The organism is Arthrobacter sp. BPSS-3 (assembly GCF_044628475.1).
Lineage (GTDB): Bacteria > Actinomycetota > Actinomycetes > Actinomycetales > Micrococcaceae > Arthrobacter.
Map to the genome: position 1 here is coordinate 25,108 of NZ_JBIMMV010000010.1, position 16,073 is coordinate 41,180.

Below are 16,073 nucleotides of genomic sequence, written 5' to 3' on the forward strand. Positions count from 1 at the left end.
AACCCGGGAGTGGTGCCTACAGGGCCGGCGGGGACCCACCGACCCGTGAGGCGTAGGCGATGACGCGTTTGTCGAACAACAGCACGATCGCGACGGCGGCCGGCACCAGCATCGCAAGCCCGGCCAGCGGGTACCCGCCCATCAGCGTGGGGAACCCGATCGTGAGCGCAAACAGCTGGGCCACCAGCGCGCCCGCGCGCGGCCAACGGTAGCCGCGGAATAGGAAGTGGCCCACCGCGAACAGCCAGGCCGAGAAGGCCAGCAACAAGCCGAGGGTGAAGACCGCACCCCAGAAGGAAAGCACCGGCGCTCCGGTCAGCAACTGCAGCGCATACCAGCCGGCCGCCACCAGGAGGGCCGCTGCCTCGAGGGCAGCAACGGCCGAAATCACGACGATGCCGGCGGGACGGGAAGGCCGGGCCGGGTCCGGTGCGCCGGCGGGCGAACCGCCAGTGTTGTCGGGCTCAACCGGGCCCTGGGGATTCTCTGCGGGTCTTGACACACTGGCACCATACCCGACATAGTCAAAAACACTTGGGGGACCGCCGATGCATGTGATGCATCGCTCACGAATCGGCGGCATATGGACCGCTAAAACCCCTTGTTTACGCAGCGTTAACATGACACGCTTAATCCAGATGACCGAGGGGGCCCACTGGGCCCCTTTCTTATGAAGCCTCTAGTGAATAATTTCACAAGAGGCCGAACGAATTCCCAGGAATGGAGTTACTGATCAGCATGGATTGGCGTAACCGCGCAGCGTGCCTCGACAAGGACCCGGAGCTGTTCTTCCCGGTAGGAAACACCGGACCTGCCCTCCTGCAGATTGAGGAAGCCAAGAGCGTCTGCCGCCGCTGCCCCGTCGTGGACACCTGCCTGCAGTGGGCCTTGGAGTCCGGCCAGGACGCCGGCGTCTGGGGCGGCATGAGCGAGGACGAGCGCCGGGCCCTCAAGCGCCGCGCCGCCCGCGCCCGCCGCGCCTCCTAGCTCGGACGCCGGGCTCCCCCGGCGCACAAAAGCACAACGGAAGCCCCGGACCGAAGGGTCCGGGGCTTCTGTCGTTATCAGCTAAGAATCACCGCGAGGCCAGGCTCAGCACCACCTGCACGGCCGTGCCCCCGCCCTCGCGCGGTTTCCACTGGATGCTGCCGCCCAGCTCGGACGTCACGAGGGTACGGACAATCTGCAGTCCCAGCCCCTCGGTGTAGGACCCCGCAGGCAGCCCGACGCCGTCGTCCGCCACCGTCACGGTCAGCAGCTCATCGCCGTCCTCGCTCTCCGAGCGGTCCGCGAGCAGCCATACCGTCCCGGCCCGTCCCTCGAGCCCGTGCTCGACGGCGTTGGTGACCAGTTCGTTGATGACAAGGGCCAGCGGGGTCGCGAAGTCACTCGGCAGCTCGCCGAACATGCCGGAGCGCTGGGTGCTCACCTGCTGGGACGGCGACGCGACCTCTGCGGAAAGCCGGAACTGCCGCCCGATGAGCTCGTCGAAGTCCACGCTCTGGGTCAGGCCCTGCGACAGCGTCTCGTGCACCAGGGCAATTGTGGCCACCCGCCGCATCGCCTGTTCCAGGCCCTGCTTGGCCTCGTCGCTGACCATCCGGCGCGACTGCATCCGCAGCAGCGCCGCCACCGTCTGCAGGTTGTTCTTCACCCTGTGGTGGATCTCGCGGATGGTGGCGTCCTTGGTGACGAGCTCCATTTCCCGCCGGCGAAGCTCGGACACGTCGCGGCAGAGCACCAGGGCGCCGAACCGCTGCTGCTCATCCCGCAGCGGGATCGCACGCAGGGACAGGCTGACGCCGCGCGATTCGATTTCGCTCCGCCACGGCATCCGGCCGGTGACCACGAGCGGCAGCGTCTCGTCCACCATCCGACGATCTTTGAGCAGCCCGGCGGTGACCTCGGCCAGGGAACGTCCCTCCAGGGATTCCCCGTCGCCGAGCCGGCGGAACGCCGAGACCCCGTTGGGGCTGGCGTACTGCACGATCCCCTCGGCATCCAGCCGGATCAGGCCGTCGCCGACTCGCGGCGCACCGCGCCGGGATCCGGTTGGCGAGGCGAAGTCCGGCCAGAGGCCGAGCGTGCCCATCCGCAGCAGGTCGTAGGCGCACTGCCGGTAGGTCAACTCGAGCCGGGACGGCATCCGCGAGCTGGACAAGTCCATGTGCGAGGTGACCACCGCGAGCGTCCGGCCGTTGCGCACCATCGGCACGGCCTCCACCCGCATCGCCATGTCGCTGCTCCAATTGGTCTCATTGGAGCGCTCAATGACGCGGCTTTCCCATGCCTTGTCGACCAGGCGTTTCAGGTCCGAGCGGATGCCCTCCCCCACGAAGTCGGTGTGGAACACCGTGTGCGAGGTGGAGGGCCGCACGTGCGCCAGCGCCACGTACCCCAGTTCGGGGTGTGGGAACCACAGCGCCAGGTCGGCGAAGGCCAGGTCGGCGACCATCTGCCAGTCCCCCACGAGCAGATGAAGCCACTCGGCGTCCCCCGGCCCGAAATCAGCGTGTTCCCTGATGGGGTCGGTAAAGATTGCCACAGCACCTCCATTTGCGACGCGGGGACCGGCAGGATCCTAGCGTCGAACGATTGACCTCAAGAGCCTCAATGCTACCGACAGCGACGCCATGTCATCGGCCTCGAGCGCGTTGACCTCGTCAAACATGCTCTTGGCACGCTCGAGTTGCTCGACGTTCTTGCTCTCCCACGCCACCAGGCGTTCCTCGGCTGGCATCTCGGCCGGCGTCGCCTCTAGGACCGCGGTCGTCATGTCCGACACCGTCGAGTAGAGGTCGTCGCGGAGGGCCGCACGGGCCAGCGCCTGCCAGCGGTCCTTGCGCGGCAGCTTGGTGATCCGCTCGAGCAGGGAGTCGGCGTGGAACCGGTCGAAGACCGTGTAGTACACGTGCGCGATGTTCTCCACCGGTTCCGGGCTGGCGTGCACGATCTTGGCGATGTCCAGCAGCACGAAGCTCTCGAACAGCTCCGCCCAGCGGTGCGCCAGGTCCTCCGGAAGCTCCCAGCCGCGGGCCTTCTCCAGCCACTGCTGCACCCGCTCGCGGTCACCGCCGCGCAGGTACTCCAGCAGGCGGGCACGCATCGGGTCCAGCAGCGGCTTGAAGTCGGCGACGATCTCCTCGATCGGCCGCGCCGCGTTGCCCTGGCTGAGGACCCAGCGCACGGCCCGGTCCAGGAGCCGGCGGATGTCCAGGTGGACGGTGCTCCAGTGTTCGGTCGGGAACGACGCCGGCAGTTCGTTGAGCTCGCCGACCATGACGTCGAGTTCGTAGACCTCCCGGAGGGCCACGAACGCCTTGGCGACCGCTGCTTCCGTGGCCGAGGTTTCCTCCATGGCCCGGAACGCAAAGGTGATGCCGCCCATGTTGATCATGTCGTTGGCGACGACGGTCGCGATGATCTCCCGGCGCAGCGGGTGGGTGTCCAGCTCGGCGTCGAACCGTTCGCGCAGCTGCTTCGGGAAGTAGGAACGCAGCGTCCGGCGGAACCACGGGTCCTCGGCGAGGTTGCTCTCCCGCAGTGCCGTGGCGAGCTCGATCTTGGCGTAGGCGGCCAGCACGGAAAGTTCCGGGGAGGTCAGGCCCTGGCCCTGGTCCAGGCGTTCGCGCAGCGTGGCGGTGGTGGGCAGGGCCTCCAGGTCACGCTTCAGGTCCGCCGACTTCTCCAGCCAGTCCATCAGCCGCTCGTAGCTGGGGCTCCATTCGGCCACGCGCATCCGGTCGTTGAGCAGCAGGATGTTCTGGTCGATGTTGTCCTCGAGCACCAGGCGGCCGACCTCGTCGGTCATCGAGCCGAGGAACTCGGCCCGCTCTTCCGGGTCGAGCTTGCCCGCGGCCACCATCCGGTCGACGAAGATCTTGATGTTGACCTCGTGGTCGGAGCAGTCAACGCCTGCGGAGTTGTCGATCGCATCGGTGTTCAGGATGACGCCCTGCAGGGCCGCCTCGATCCGGCCGCGCTGTGTCATGCCCAGGTTGCCGCCCTCGCCGACCACCTTCACGCGCAGCTCGCGGCCGTCAACCCGGATGGAGTCGTTGGCCTTGTCGCCGACTTCGGCGTTGGTTTCGGTGCTGGCCTTGACGTAGGTGCCGATGCCGCCGTTGTAGAGCAGGTCGGCGGGCGCCAGCAGGATGGCCCGGAGCAGTTCCGGCGGGCTGAGCCGGGTGGTGCCGTCCGGCAGCCCCAGGGCCGCGCGGACCTGCGGGGAGACGGGGATGGACTTGGCCTGGCGCGGGTAGACCCCGCCGCCCTCGCTGATCAGCGACTTGTTGTAGTCGTCCCAGGAGGAGCGGGGCAGGTCGAAGAGCCGCTGCCGTTCCTCGAAGGATGATGTCTCGTCGGGGTTCGGGTCGAGGAAGATGTGCCGGTGGTCAAACGCGGCGAGCAGCCGAATATGCTTCGAGAGCAGCATGCCGTTGCCGAAGACATCGCCGGACATGTCGCCGACGCCGACGACGGTGAACGGCTCGGACTGGGTGTCGAGATCCAGCTCGCTGAAGTGGCGCTTGACCGACTCCCAGGCGCCGCGGGCTGTAATGCCCATGGCCTTGTGGTCATAGCCCACAGAGCCGCCGGAGGCGAAGGCGTCGCCGAGCCAGAAGCCATACTCGGCGGCGAGGCCGTTGGCGATGTCGGAGAAGGACGCGGTGCCCTTGTCCGCCGCGACGACAAGGTAGGAGTCGTCGCCGTCGTGCCGGACGACGTCGGCTGGCGGCACGAGGGCCTCTCCCTCGGGGGTGGTCACGACGTTGTCGGTGATGTCGAGCAGGCCGCGGATGAACGTCTTGTAACTCTCGATCCCTTCGGCCATCCAGGCGCCACGGTCGGCGGCCGGATCCGGGAGCTGCTTGGCGTAGAAGCCTCCCTTGGCGCCGGTGGGCACGATGACGGCGTTCTTGACCGTCTGCGCCTTGACCAGGCCCAGGATCTCGGTGCGGAAGTCCTCGCGGCGGTCGGACCAGCGCAGGCCGCCGCGGGCGACCTTGCCGAACCGCAGGTGGACGCCCTCGACGCGGGGTGAGTACACCCAGATCTCGAACATCGGGCGCGGGAACGGCAGTCCGTCGATCCCGGCCGGGTCGAGCTTGAAGCTGACGTGGGTCTTGTTTTGGTAGAAGTTGGTCCGCAGCGTGGCCTGGATCAGGTTGGTGAAGGTGCGGAGCACGCGGTCGGCGTCGAGGGTGGCGACCTGTTCGATCGCCGTGTCGAGCGCGGCGCGGACCTCGGCCTGCCGGGCCTCACGGTCGCCGTCGTTTACGGCCGGATCGAACCTGGCGGCGAAGAGGGCGTTCAGGCCGCGGGCGACCTCCGGGTTGGCCAGGAGGGTGTCGGCCATGAACTCGAAGGAGTTGGTGTTGCCCATCTGGCGCATGTACTTGGCGTAGGCGCGGAGTACCACGACCTGGCGGGGGTGCATTCCCTCGCGGAGCACAAGCCGGTCGAAGCTGTCCGATTCGACGGCGCCGGAGACGGCGGCGCCGAAGGATTCCGCGAGCAGGGTGCCGGTCGTCACCGGGTCGACGCCGGCCGGGTACTTCAGGCCGAGGTCGTAGAGGAAGAAGTCGCGGTGGTCCGCGGTCTCGATTTCGAAGGGTCGCTCGTCCAGGACCTCGAGGCCGAGGTTGTGGAAGAACGGCAGGATCTGGCTGAGGCTCTTGGGCTCGAGCATGTACAGCTTGACGCGGGCGTCTTCCTCCAGGATTGCTCCGGCGCCCTCGGGCAGGTACACGTGGACGCCGGGCTGCTCAGCGGCGTGGCCGCCCTCGCGTTCGGCGGCGGCACCGTACTTCTCGAACCGGGCGATGTCCTCGAGCGCGTCCTCGACCTCGTAGTCGACCCGGTAACTGGCCGGGAAGGCCTCGGCCCAGACCGTGGCGAGTTCCTTGGAACCGTTGTCGCCGTCGGCCTCTGCCCGGGCGCGGAGGACCTCGGAGATACCTTCGCTCCAGGACCGTGCTGCGAGCACCAGCCGCTTCTCCAGTTCCTCGGTGTTCACGTTGGTGGTGTCGGCGTCCTTGGGGAGCCGGATCCGGAAGAACAACCGCGCCAGCGCGGATTCGGTCATCCGGGCCTCATAGTCGATGGAGACGGCGTCGAAGGTCTCGCGCAGTTCCTTCTCGATCCGCAGGCGGACGTTGGTGGTGTACCGGTCGCGGGGCAGGTAGACCAGCGCCGACATGAAGCGGCCGTACACGTCCGGGCGGAGGAACAACCGCGTCCGGCGGCGTTCCTGCAGCCGCTGGATGCCGGTGGCGATGGCGGCGAGGTCCGGGATCTCGATCTGGAAGAGCTCGTCGCGCGGGTAGGTCTCGAGGATGCCGAGCAGATCCTTGCCGGAGTGCGAGTCCGGCGGGAAGCCGGCGTCGCGCAGGACGGCGTCGACCTTTTCCCGCACCACCGGGATGTCGCGGACGGAACCCGCGTAGGCGGTGGTGGCGAACAGGCCGATGAAGCGGCGTTCGCCGTCGACGTTGCCGGCGGCGTCGAAGCTCTTGACGCCGATGTAGTCCAGGTAGGCCGACCGGTGCACGGTGGAGCGGGAGTTCGCCTTGGTGATGACCAGGGCGCTCTTCTCGCGGGCCTTTTTGCGGCCGGTTTCGGTCAGGTGCTGGATCTGGTGGCGGGTGTCGCTGCTGTCGCGCAGCAGCCCGAGGCCGCTCTCCTCGCGCAGTTCGAGGACGTCCTCGCCGGATTCGTTCCGCAGGTCGTATTCGCGGTAGCCCAGGAAGGTGAAGTTGCCGTCGTCGAGCCAGCGCAGGAGTTCCTGCGCCTGCCGCAAGCCGGCCACGTCGGCGGCGTTGGTGACCTTTTCGAGGCCGTCGGAGACCTCGTGGGCCTTGTTGCGCATCTTCGGCCAGTCCTCGACGGCGGCGCGCACGTCGCCGAGCACCCGGTTCAGGCCCTCAATCAGTTCCGCCCGGCGGGCGTCGTCGACGCGGTCGATTTCGACGGCGATCCAGGATTCCATGTGGGAGGCGTTGTCGCCCTCGGCGATGAGGTGCGAGAGGTTGGGCATCGCGGCCGTGTCGCCGCTGGAGATGCCGAGGTGGGAGGGGACCCGTGCCACCTTGACCAGCCGTCCGGTTTCCCGGTTGCGGGTGACGACGAAGAGCGGGTGCATCACCAGGTGGATCGGGGACTTCTGCCGGACCAGTTCGGCGTTGACCGAGTCGACGAGGAAGGGCATGTCGTCGGTGACGATGTAGACGACGCTGGCATCCGCCTCATCGATGATCTCGATGTTGGCGTGGCCGGGCTGCCGGGCGCCGGCGGTCCGCAGGTGGGCCTGCGCGCGGGCCGAGAGCGTTTCCTGGCCGTAGCCCTTGGCATCCTCCTCGGCGAGGTGCTCATAGTAGTCCGCGAAGAACCTCTCATCGGCTCCGATCGAAACGGGTTGATCCTCCACGCTGGACCCAGACGACATCGACAAACGCCTCCACTAAGAAAGTTCGCGGCCGCACCGTTGCAGCCCTCATCAGGAGCCTAGTCTTTAGCCCACCGGCTTGCTGTGGAAGAAAAGACAGAGCTTTTCGTTTTTTGCTGGGCAGGTGCACAAACCAAGTGCGCGATGGCCCTGCGGAGAGGCGAGTCGGGGGCCGTTTCGTGCAACAGCGAGCCGGCCAGCAGGGCGGCGTCGCACGCCGCGGCGTCGGAGGGCAGGAAGGCGCTGATCGGCGCCGCCGGCCCGTAGCGGGCCCACGCCTCCTTCAGTTGCCGCTCCGGCGCCCGCCCGACGGCGGCGGGGCGGACCTTGTTGAGGATGACCCGCGGCAGCGCCTCGGGTACGGCGGCCGAGAGCTCCGCCAGGCCGCGGACCAGCCTCGGAACACCGACGGGGTCTGCGGAGCCGACGGCGTAGACGGTGTCGGCCAGCTGCAGGCTGCGCAGGGTGGCGGCGTTGCGGCGCGGTGCCATCGAGTCGAAACTCAGCTCCTCGTCGGCCTCGAGGCAGAACCCGGTGTCGATGACGGTGACATCGGCGATCTCGCGCGCGCGGCGATACACCAGGGCCAGGGCCGCGGCGCGGAGTTCGGTCCAGCGGTCCGCACGGGTGATTCCGGTGAGGACCCGGAAGCTGCCCGCCTTCGTGGCCACCGGCAGGGCCAGACGGAGGAGGGCATCCGCATCGAGGGAACCCTGGTCCGCGAGACGGCACGCCTGGGCCAGACCGGCCGCCTCGTCGAGCAGGCCCAGCGCCGCGGCGACGCTGGCCCCGTAGCTGTCGGCATCGACCAGCAGGACCGACCGGCCGTCCGCCGCCAGTTCGCCTGCCATGTTGACCGCGAGCGTGGTCCTCCCGGGTGCCCCCGCCGGCCCCCAGACTGCGATGATCTCTCCCGTGGCCGGCTGCGTCCCGGAGGGCTCCCCGCCGTCGGAACCTGGCACCTGCCCTGGGGTACGCGGCGCGGCGGCGCCGGTAAAGGCGTCACTGCCGGCCTCCGGCGCGGCCGCGGAGAGCCCTGCCACCGCGGCGGCGATGACCGCCGCCAGTTCTTCGGCCGCCACATCGGCGGGACGCGCCGTCACGCCGATGCCACGCAGCCGCGCCGCCTCGTCCGGGCTGTCGGTCAGGGCGACGACGGCCACCCCGACGGCGGAGAGCCGGTCCACCAGCGAGGCTGTGAGCTCCCCCGCCTCCCCGGCGACGACGGCGGCCCGGGCCAGGCCGCTCTGGCAGGCGGCAAGGAGTTCGGCCAGTTCCTCGCAGCGCCGGACCACCGAGACGGGGCCGTGGAGCCGCTCCAGGCTGCCGACCAGGGTTTCGGTGCCCTGCCCCACCGTGACGACGGGAATGCTCATTGGCCGGATCCGCCCGGATTCCACACCACCGAAATCCTGGCCTTGTTGGCCTGGGCGCCCAGCAGCCTGGGCATCTGGCCGTCAGGGACCAGCACCATGACGACGGTGGAGCGCTGCGCGCCGAGGGCGTTGCTGCCCGGGGTCAGTTGCGCGATCTCGGCCCCGCGGAGCAGCAGGGCGGGTTCGCTGAAGCCGTTACCGTTGTCCGGCAGGGCGACCCACACGTCGACGCGGGAGCCGGCCACGGCCTGCGGCGGCAGGGCCTCGTCCACGGTAACGGCCACGGGTTTGCGGGCCAGGGCATCGGGCTGGCCGAAGCTCTCCCGCGGCAACAGCTGGTCCTTGCCGATCCGCTGTATGGCGACCAGGCCCTCGGAGAGTCCCTCCTCGGGGGTCAGGTAATTCCCCTCGACGTCTCCGAGGCGGACGTTGACCCGGTGCAGCTTCTCGGGGGTCAGTTTCTCCCCGACGGCGATCGGCTCACTGGCCGCGAAGGCCTCGGTGGTCCGGTCCGCGGCAGCGACCAACGACACGACCCCGGCCGTTGACGCCAGCACGAGCAGGACGCCGACCAGCAGCCTCGGGTCTTTCCACGACGGCTTCTTCAGCCTGGCCCCGCCGCCCTCTGTCACTGCCATGCGCAGTTCCCCCATCTGTGCGTCCGCGCCGCCGGCGCCGGTTTCCCCATTGTCACGAATTGTGGGCCCTGCGGGAAGACCGGGAACCAGGGAACTGCAAAGTGTGGATAACCGCGTCAATGTCGACGCCCGGTGGCAAAATGGGAGCATGCCCCGATTCCTCACCCTCGCGGATGTCGCCGAACAGCTGCAGATCAACTCCCCCGCCGCCTATGCGCTGGTGCGGAGCGGTCAGCTCAAGGCCATCCAGGTCGGCGGCCGCGGGCAGTGGCGGGTGGAGGAAGCCATGCTGGAGCAATACATCCAGGAGCGGTACGCCGAGGCCAGCCGGATGATCGAGGAAGCCAAGGCCAAAGGCTCCTGATCCCGTCGACTTAGGTCCCTCCGCGCCCCGACCGGATGGCCGCGAGGGCGCCGAACGGCACCGTTGACACGGCCCGGACATTGGCGGCGCGGCGTTCTTCACCGGGTTCCGTCTCCGCCAGGTCCAGGAAATCCCTTCCCACCCGGTCGATAACCCCATGCAAGGCCGGGCAGCCCGCCGCTCCGATCAGCTGAACGGTGAGCCGCGATCGATCCCTGGCCAGTTCCCGCAGTGCACTCGCCAGGCCAAGGCGGCCCGACGGCGGCCCCGCCGGAACCGCCTGGAGCGCCAGCCCGGTGAAGCGGATGGCGGCAGCGTGCGGAATCAGCACTTGCTGCCAGCCCGACGCCAGCACCAGCCAGCCCAGGCCCACATGCTCGAGCCGCCCTTCGCAGATGTCACCCGTTGTGAGGTGGACCGCGATCTCCTGACCCGCCGTGCCGCGAAGCCGGTCGGCCAGTTCCACGCCGGTGGCGTCGATCCGGGCGCGTTCGTCCACCTCGGCGTCTAAATCGAGCCGTCGTTCGGCGGCGAGTTGCGCTTCGAGGTCCGAGAAAAGGGCGTCCCACCGCATGCGGGCCAGCGTAGGCACGTCCTCCGGACAGGGTCAATGGGCTGTCTTCGCGTGCATTCGCCCGCCTCCGGGCGGTATCGGCAGGTTATGCACAACCCGTCGCTAGCCCTAGACACCCGATCGCATACGGGGTCAAACTGTGAAAAGTGCATCAAATGACATCAAAAAGCATCAAACAATAGATAATTCGCTTAGATCCCTGGGAGGCCGGGATGACGATTCGGCAGCATCCACCAGCCGGCATTTCCAGCGGCCGCTCCGGCGATGCAGTGGTGGCGGCGCTCATCCTGCTCTCAGGTGGGCTGCTCACGGGGTCGGGAATGATCCTGGCCGCCCACCTGCGGACCGCCGCGGTACGCAGGCAGGCCGTGGGTTTCGACACCAGCCTGGGCGTCGCGGCCACCACGGCCGGGCTGATCGTGGTCGTCTGGTGGGTGCTCTCGTTTCTCATCGCCTTTAGCTCGGCGTTGCTGGAGCGCAGCGGCCGCGCCCGGGCTGCCGCCGCCACGGGGAAATTCAGCCCGGTGTTCATGCGCCGGCTGGCCCTGGCCGCCATCGGTCTTCAGCTGGTCACGGCTCCCCTGGCCCGGGCGGCCACCGTCCCCGACGTCGGGGGCACCGGCACTTCCCTGCCGGCGGCCGTGACGGCCGCCTGGGCGCCGCAAGGAAACACCGCAACGGTCGGCCCACGTGCCCCGTCGCCACCCCGGCCGGACCCACGGTGGCTGCCCTCCCCTGTCCCCGCTCCGCCGGGCGCCCTGGTCCAGCCACAGCTGCGGCCGGATCAGCCGGACGCGGGCGGACGGCAGGTGACGGTCAGAGCCGGGGACTCGCTGTGGAGTCTCTGCGCCGCGGAGCTTGGGCCGCTGGCCTCCGACGTCCACATCGCAACTGCATGGCCGGAGCTTTACCGGACCAACCGATCCGTCATCGGCCCCGACCCCGGGCTGCTTCGGCCGGGCCAGGTGTTGGTCATCCCGCCCGCGCTTTCATCCAGCTCACCCTCCGCAGAAGGAACCCCATGAGCCCGCTCGCTGAACCCCGTCCCGGTTACGCCGCCCTGCAGTCCCCCGCTGCCCTTCGCCCGGTCGACCCGGACCGTGACATCGAGGCGCTCTGCCGCTCGACGGTGCAGGCGGCCATCGAAGTCCTGGCCGGAACCCGGCCGGCGCAGCAGCTCGCCCGGCGGTTGGATGAACGGTGTCTGACCGCTTTGCAGCACCGCGCCGCCCTGACCCGCCGGGTCGCTTCCGGTACGTCGCCGACGGCGGGTCGCCTGCACCGCAACCCGTGCGTGCGGTCGGTCCATGCCTGCCGGATCTCCGAGGATGTCTACGAGGCCAGCGCCGTGGTGTCCGACGAACTCCGGGTCCGGGCGGTGGCCTTGCGGCTGGAGCGGAGCAGACTCGTCTGGCGGGTCACCGTACTCGAAATCGGCTGAACCCGGAGCCCAGGCTGACGGCACAAAAAACACCGCGGGTCCGGAACATTGCGTTCCGGACCCGCGGTGCAGGTGGCTGGACCCGTTGCCTAGCGGCGCTTCTTCTTGCTGGCGCGGCGCGGGGACTCCTGGGCCGCAGCCTTCGCCGGGTTGCCGGAGCGCCCGGAGGACTTGGCCTCGACGCGGGTCTGAGCCGTGCCGTCCTCGCTCGGAGCCGTGTACTGCAGCTGCGCCGGCTTCTCCGGAGCCTCCAGACCGGCGGCGTGGATGTGCGGTTCCTGGTGTTCGGTGTGCTGGCCCGACTCGTCGGCAACCACCACGTCCTGGGCCGGGGTGACCTCGACCTCGAGGTTGTAGAGGAAGCCGACGCTCTCCTCGCGGATGGCCTCCATCATGGCCTGGAACATGGTGAAGCCCTCGCGCTGGTACTCCACGAGCGGGTCACGCTGGGCCATCGCCCGCAGGCCGATGCCCTCCTTGAGGTAGTCCATCTCGTAGAGGTGTTCCTGCCACTTGCGGCCGATCACCGAGAGGACCACGCGGCGCTCGAGTTCGCGCATGCTCTCGGAACCGATCTGCTCCTCGCGGGCCTGGTAGACCAGGCGCGCGTCGGAGAGGATCTCCTCCTTGAGGAATTCGACCGTGATCCGGGACTTCCCGCCGGCCTCGTCAATGACGTCGCGGGGCGTGAAGCTAACCGGGTACAGGGTCTTGAGGTTGGACCAGAGCAGGTTGAAGTCCCAGTCGTCGCCGGTGCCTTCGGCCGTGGCGGCGTCGATGAACGCGTTGATGGTGTCCTCGATGAAGTACTGGACCTTCTCGTGCAGGTCATCGCCCTCGAGGATGCGGCGGCGGTCGCCGTAGATGGCCTCGCGCTGGCGGTTCAGGACGTCGTCGTACTTGAGGACGTTCTTGCGCTGCTCGGCGTTGCGGCCTTCCACCTGGCCCTGGGCGGAGGCGATGGCGCGGGAGACGAGCTTCGACTCAAGGGCGACGTCGTCCGGAACGGAGCTGCTCATCAGGCGCTCGGCGGCGCCGGAGTTGAAGAGCCGCATCAGGTCATCGGTCAGCGACAGGTAGAAGCGGGACTCGCCCGGGTCGCCCTGGCGGCCGGAGCGGCCGCGGAGCTGGTTGTCGATGCGGCGGGATTCGTGCCGCTCGGTGCCCAGCACGTAGAGGCCTCCCAGGTTCAGGACCTCCTCGTGCTCGTCCTTGACGGACTGCTTGGCGGCCTCGAGGGCGGCGGGCCAGGCAGCCTCGTACTCCTCCGAGTTCTCCTGCGGGTCAAGACCGCGCTTGGCGAGCTCGGCGACGGCGGTGAACTCGGCGTTACCGCCGAGCATGATGTCGGTGCCGCGGCCGGCCATGTTGGTAGCCACAGTAACGGCGCCCTTGCGGCCGGCCTGCGCGACGATCGAGGCCTCACGGGCGTGGTTCTTGGCGTTGAGGACCTCGTGCCGGACGCCCTCCTTGGCCAGGAGGCGGGAGAGGTATTCGCTCTTCTCGACGCTGGTGGTGCCGACCAGGACCGGCTGGCCCTTCTCGTGCCGCTCGGCGATGTCCTTGACGACGGCGTCGAACTTCACTGTCTCGTTCTTGTAGACGAGGTCCGGCTGGTCGATGCGCTGCATGTCCCGGTTGGTCGGGATGGCGACGACGCCGAGCTTGTAGGTGCTCATGAACTCGGCGGCTTCGGTCTCGGCGGTACCGGTCATGCCCGCGAGCTTGTCGTACATGCGGAAGTAGTTCTGGAGCGTGACCGTGGCGAGAGTCTGGTTCTCGGCCTTGATCTCGACGCCTTCCTTGGCCTCGATCGCCTGGTGCATGCCCTCGTTGTAGCGGCGGCCGGCGAGGATACGGCCGGTGTGCTCGTCGACGATGAGGACCTCGCCGTCGAGGATGACGTAGTCCTTGTCGCGCTTGAACAGTTCCTTGGCCTTGATGGCGTTGTTCAGGAAGCCGATCAGCGGGGTGTTGGCGGACTCGTAGAGGTTGTGGATGCCGAGGTAGTCCTCGACCTTTTCGATGCCGGCCTCGAGGACACCGACGGTGCGCTTTTTCTCGTCGACCTCGTAGTCGGTGTCGGGCTGGAGGCGCAGGACCACCTTGGCGAACTCGCTGTACCAGCGGTTCGTGTCGCCCTGGGCGGGGCCGGAGATGATCAGCGGGGTACGGGCCTCGTCGATGAGGATGGAGTCCACCTCATCGACGATCGCGAAGTTGTGGCCGCGCTGGACCAGCTCGGACTTGTCCCAGGCCATGTTGTCGCGCAGGTAGTCGAAGCCGAATTCATTGTTCGTGCCGTAGGTGATGTCCGCGGCGTACTGCTCGCGGCGGTGGGCGGGGTCCTGGTTGGCCAGGATGCAGCCGCTGGTCAGGCCGAGGAAGCGATACACGCGGCCCATCAGGTCGGACTGGTACTCGGCGAGGTAGTCGTTGACCGTGACCACGTGGACGCCCTTGCCGGCGAGGGCGTTCAGGTAGGCCGGAGCGGTGGCCACCAGGGTCTTGCCTTCACCGGTCTTCATTTCGGCGATGTTACCCAGGTGCAGGGCGGCGCCGCCCATCAGCTGGACGTCGAAGTGGCGCATGCCGAGGGTGCGTGAGGAGGCCTCGCGGACGGCGGCGAAGGCCTCGGGCAGCAGGTCGTCGAGCTTCTCGCCGTCGGCGTGCCGGGCCCGCAGCCGGTCGGTCTCTTCGCGCAGCTCGGCGTCGGTGAAGGTCTGGAAGGAGCTTTCCAGGGCATTGATGGAGTCGGCGTAGTTCCGAAGTTGCCGCAGGGTCTTTTTGTCACCCGTGCGGAGAAGTTTTTCGATCAGTGATGCCACGTGAAATTGCTCCCAGTCTCAAGCTGCCGAATTCCGGCGTGTTTAGTCTACGGGAGGGACACAGCGCTGACCGCGCCTGTTCCCTCAAAGCGGATGCAGGCCAGCCACCGCCTGTGCGAGCGCCGGCGCCAGATCGCCCACGGGGGCCACGATAATCCGGTCCAGCTCCAACCACTCTGCCATGAGCTGCAGTTCTGCCGCGAGTTCGACGGCGGTGTCACCCGGCGCGTCCGGTTCCGCGAAAGTGCCGCGGACCAGCAGGCTGCCGCCGGCACGGTCCGCTTTGAGGTCGACGCGGGCGACGATGCCGTCGCGGAGCAGGAAGGGCAGGACGTAGTAGCCGAAGCGGCGCTTGGGCTCCGGCGTATAGATCTCCAGCCGGTAGTGGAAGCCGAAGAGTTCCTCGAGCCGCCGCCGTTCGAAAACCAGGGAGTCGAACGGGCTCAGCAGTGCACGGCCGGTGGCGGTGCGGGGCAGCCGCGCTTCGACGTGCCGGTATACCGGCCGGTCCCATCCGGCGACGGTCACCGGTTCCAATCGTCCGGCGTCGACGAGTTCGGCGAGCGCCTCCGCGGCGGCCCGCTGCGGGGTGCGGAAGTAGTCGGCGAAGCAGCGCAGGGTTCCGATCCCGTGGGCCTGCGCCGCGGCGTCGATCAGGCGGAGCATCGCCGCACCGGCGTCGGGCCGGCCGCCGCCCTGCTCGCTGTTTTCCGGTCCCGCGCCCTCCGGTTGCATGCTTACCGGTTTCCCGCTCTCCGGTCCTGGGATTGCCGGTCTCCCGGAGGCGGCCGCGGCCGCTGCGGTGGACGGCAGGACCCGGGAGGTGAGGGTGTAGCGGCGTTCGAAGCTGCCCGTCCGCGACGCCGCCGTCACCGTCCCCTCCTCGAAGAGATGCTCGAGGACCCGCTTAATGGTGTTCCAGTTCCAGCCCCAGTTGTCCGTGCTCCGGGTTTCCACGTGACCCAGCCGGGCGGTGAGTTCGGCGGCGGTCAGCGGCGGCCCCGCGGCCAGCTCGGACAGGATCCGGCCGGCAACGTCGCCGCGTTCCTCCGGGTCCATGGCGTGGGCGCCGACCCACTTTCGGTTCTGCCACAGCCTCAGGTCCTCGAAGTGCTCTGGGCGGATGAAGCTGGCCTCGTGCGCCCAGTACTCCATCATCCGGCGCGGGTGCACCCCGGACAGACGTTCCAGGATGCTCCGGTCGTAATTCCCGAGCCGGGAGAAGAACGGCAGGTAGTGGCTGCGTGCCAGCACGTTGACCGAATCGATCTGGACCAGCTGCAGGCGGGCAAAGGTCCGGCCCACCGCCCGTGAACTTACCGGGGCGGCGGGCCGGACCTTGTCCAATCCCTGGGCTGCCAGTGCGATCCGCCGTGCCTGCTTCAGGCTCAGCGTTGCGGCCACA

Annotated in this window: 12 protein-coding genes; 4 read left to right on the forward strand and 8 right to left on the reverse strand. The window is 68.5% G+C overall.

Annotated features, from left to right (window positions below; genetic code table 11):
- Nucleotides 1-16: 16 nt before the first annotated feature.
- On the reverse strand, nucleotides 17-397 hold the full coding sequence (locus tag ACFVY3_RS15035; protein ID WP_400160369.1) for a hypothetical protein: 381 nt from the start codon (nucleotides 395-397) through the stop codon (nucleotides 17-19).
- Nucleotides 398-738: 341 nt separating this feature from the next.
- On the opposite strand from ACFVY3_RS15035, the gene ACFVY3_RS15040 reads away from it, so the two are divergent.
- The gene (locus ACFVY3_RS15040; RefSeq protein ID WP_003804966.1) at nucleotides 739-987 is read left to right on the forward strand and encodes a WhiB family transcriptional regulator; all 249 of its coding nucleotides are present in this window, start codon (nucleotides 739-741) and stop codon (nucleotides 985-987) included.
- Between the two features lie 88 nt (nucleotides 988-1,075).
- Here the strand turns inward: ACFVY3_RS15040 and ACFVY3_RS15045 are convergent, their stop codons facing one another.
- The 4 genes from ACFVY3_RS15045 to ACFVY3_RS15060 are packed head-to-tail and all read right to left on the reverse strand — an operon-like array spanning nucleotide 1,076 to nucleotide 9,461.
- Nucleotides 1,076-2,545 (reverse strand): sensor histidine kinase, encoded by a 1,470-nt coding sequence (locus ACFVY3_RS15045; RefSeq protein WP_290255677.1) that lies wholly within the window; start codon nucleotides 2,543-2,545, stop codon nucleotides 1,076-1,078.
- A gap of 36 nt (nucleotides 2,546-2,581) precedes the next feature.
- Nucleotides 2,582-7,447: an NAD-glutamate dehydrogenase gene (locus tag ACFVY3_RS15050; RefSeq protein WP_400160323.1), complete on the reverse strand. Its 4,866-nt coding sequence runs from the start codon at nucleotides 7,445-7,447 to the stop codon at nucleotides 2,582-2,584.
- Nucleotides 7,448-7,506: 59 nt separating this feature from the next.
- Nucleotides 7,507-8,823 (reverse strand): CpaE family protein, encoded by a 1,317-nt coding sequence (locus tag ACFVY3_RS15055; protein WP_400160324.1) that lies wholly within the window; start codon nucleotides 8,821-8,823, stop codon nucleotides 7,507-7,509.
- The gene (locus ACFVY3_RS15060) at nucleotides 8,820-9,461 is read right to left on the reverse strand and encodes a hypothetical protein (protein WP_400160325.1); all 642 of its coding nucleotides are present in this window, start codon (nucleotides 9,459-9,461) and stop codon (nucleotides 8,820-8,822) included. The genes ACFVY3_RS15055 and ACFVY3_RS15060 overlap by 4 nt, the downstream gene beginning before the upstream one ends.
- 148 nt (nucleotides 9,462-9,609) lie before the next feature.
- On the opposite strand from ACFVY3_RS15060, the gene ACFVY3_RS15065 reads away from it, so the two are divergent.
- Entirely contained in the window at nucleotides 9,610-9,825 is a 216-nt protein-coding gene (locus ACFVY3_RS15065) for a helix-turn-helix domain-containing protein (protein WP_290255681.1), read from the forward strand.
- Nucleotides 9,826-9,835: 10 nt separating this feature from the next.
- Here the strand turns inward: ACFVY3_RS15065 and ACFVY3_RS15070 are convergent, their stop codons facing one another.
- Nucleotides 9,836-10,399 carry a hypothetical protein gene (locus ACFVY3_RS15070; protein WP_400160326.1) on the reverse strand — a complete coding sequence of 188 codons (564 nt, stop codon included), beginning with the start codon at nucleotides 10,397-10,399 and terminating at the stop codon, nucleotides 9,836-9,838.
- A gap of 212 nt (nucleotides 10,400-10,611) precedes the next feature.
- Between ACFVY3_RS15070 and ACFVY3_RS15075 the strand changes: the two genes are divergently transcribed.
- Entirely contained in the window at nucleotides 10,612-11,424 is an 813-nt protein-coding gene (locus ACFVY3_RS15075; RefSeq protein WP_400160327.1) for a LysM peptidoglycan-binding domain-containing protein, read from the forward strand.
- A complete protein-coding gene (locus tag ACFVY3_RS15080; protein ID WP_400160328.1) occupies nucleotides 11,421-11,840 on the forward strand; it encodes an Rv3235 family protein in 420 nt (139 codons plus the stop codon). Before ACFVY3_RS15075 ends, ACFVY3_RS15080 begins: the two co-directional genes overlap by 4 nt.
- Before the next feature lie 89 nt (nucleotides 11,841-11,929).
- Here the strand turns inward: ACFVY3_RS15080 and secA are convergent, their stop codons facing one another.
- Together secA and ACFVY3_RS15090 are read right to left on the reverse strand one after the other, a co-directional pair.
- On the reverse strand, nucleotides 11,930-14,668 hold the full coding sequence (secA, locus tag ACFVY3_RS15085; protein WP_377972124.1) for a preprotein translocase subunit SecA: 2,739 nt from the start codon (nucleotides 14,666-14,668) through the stop codon (nucleotides 11,930-11,932).
- Nucleotides 14,669-14,752: 84 nt separating this feature from the next.
- Nucleotides 14,753-16,072, reverse strand: a complete 1,320-nt coding sequence (locus tag ACFVY3_RS15090) for a winged helix-turn-helix domain-containing protein (protein WP_400160329.1) — start codon at nucleotides 16,070-16,072, stop codon at nucleotides 14,753-14,755.
- Between the last annotated feature and the right edge of the window lies 1 nt (nucleotide 16,073).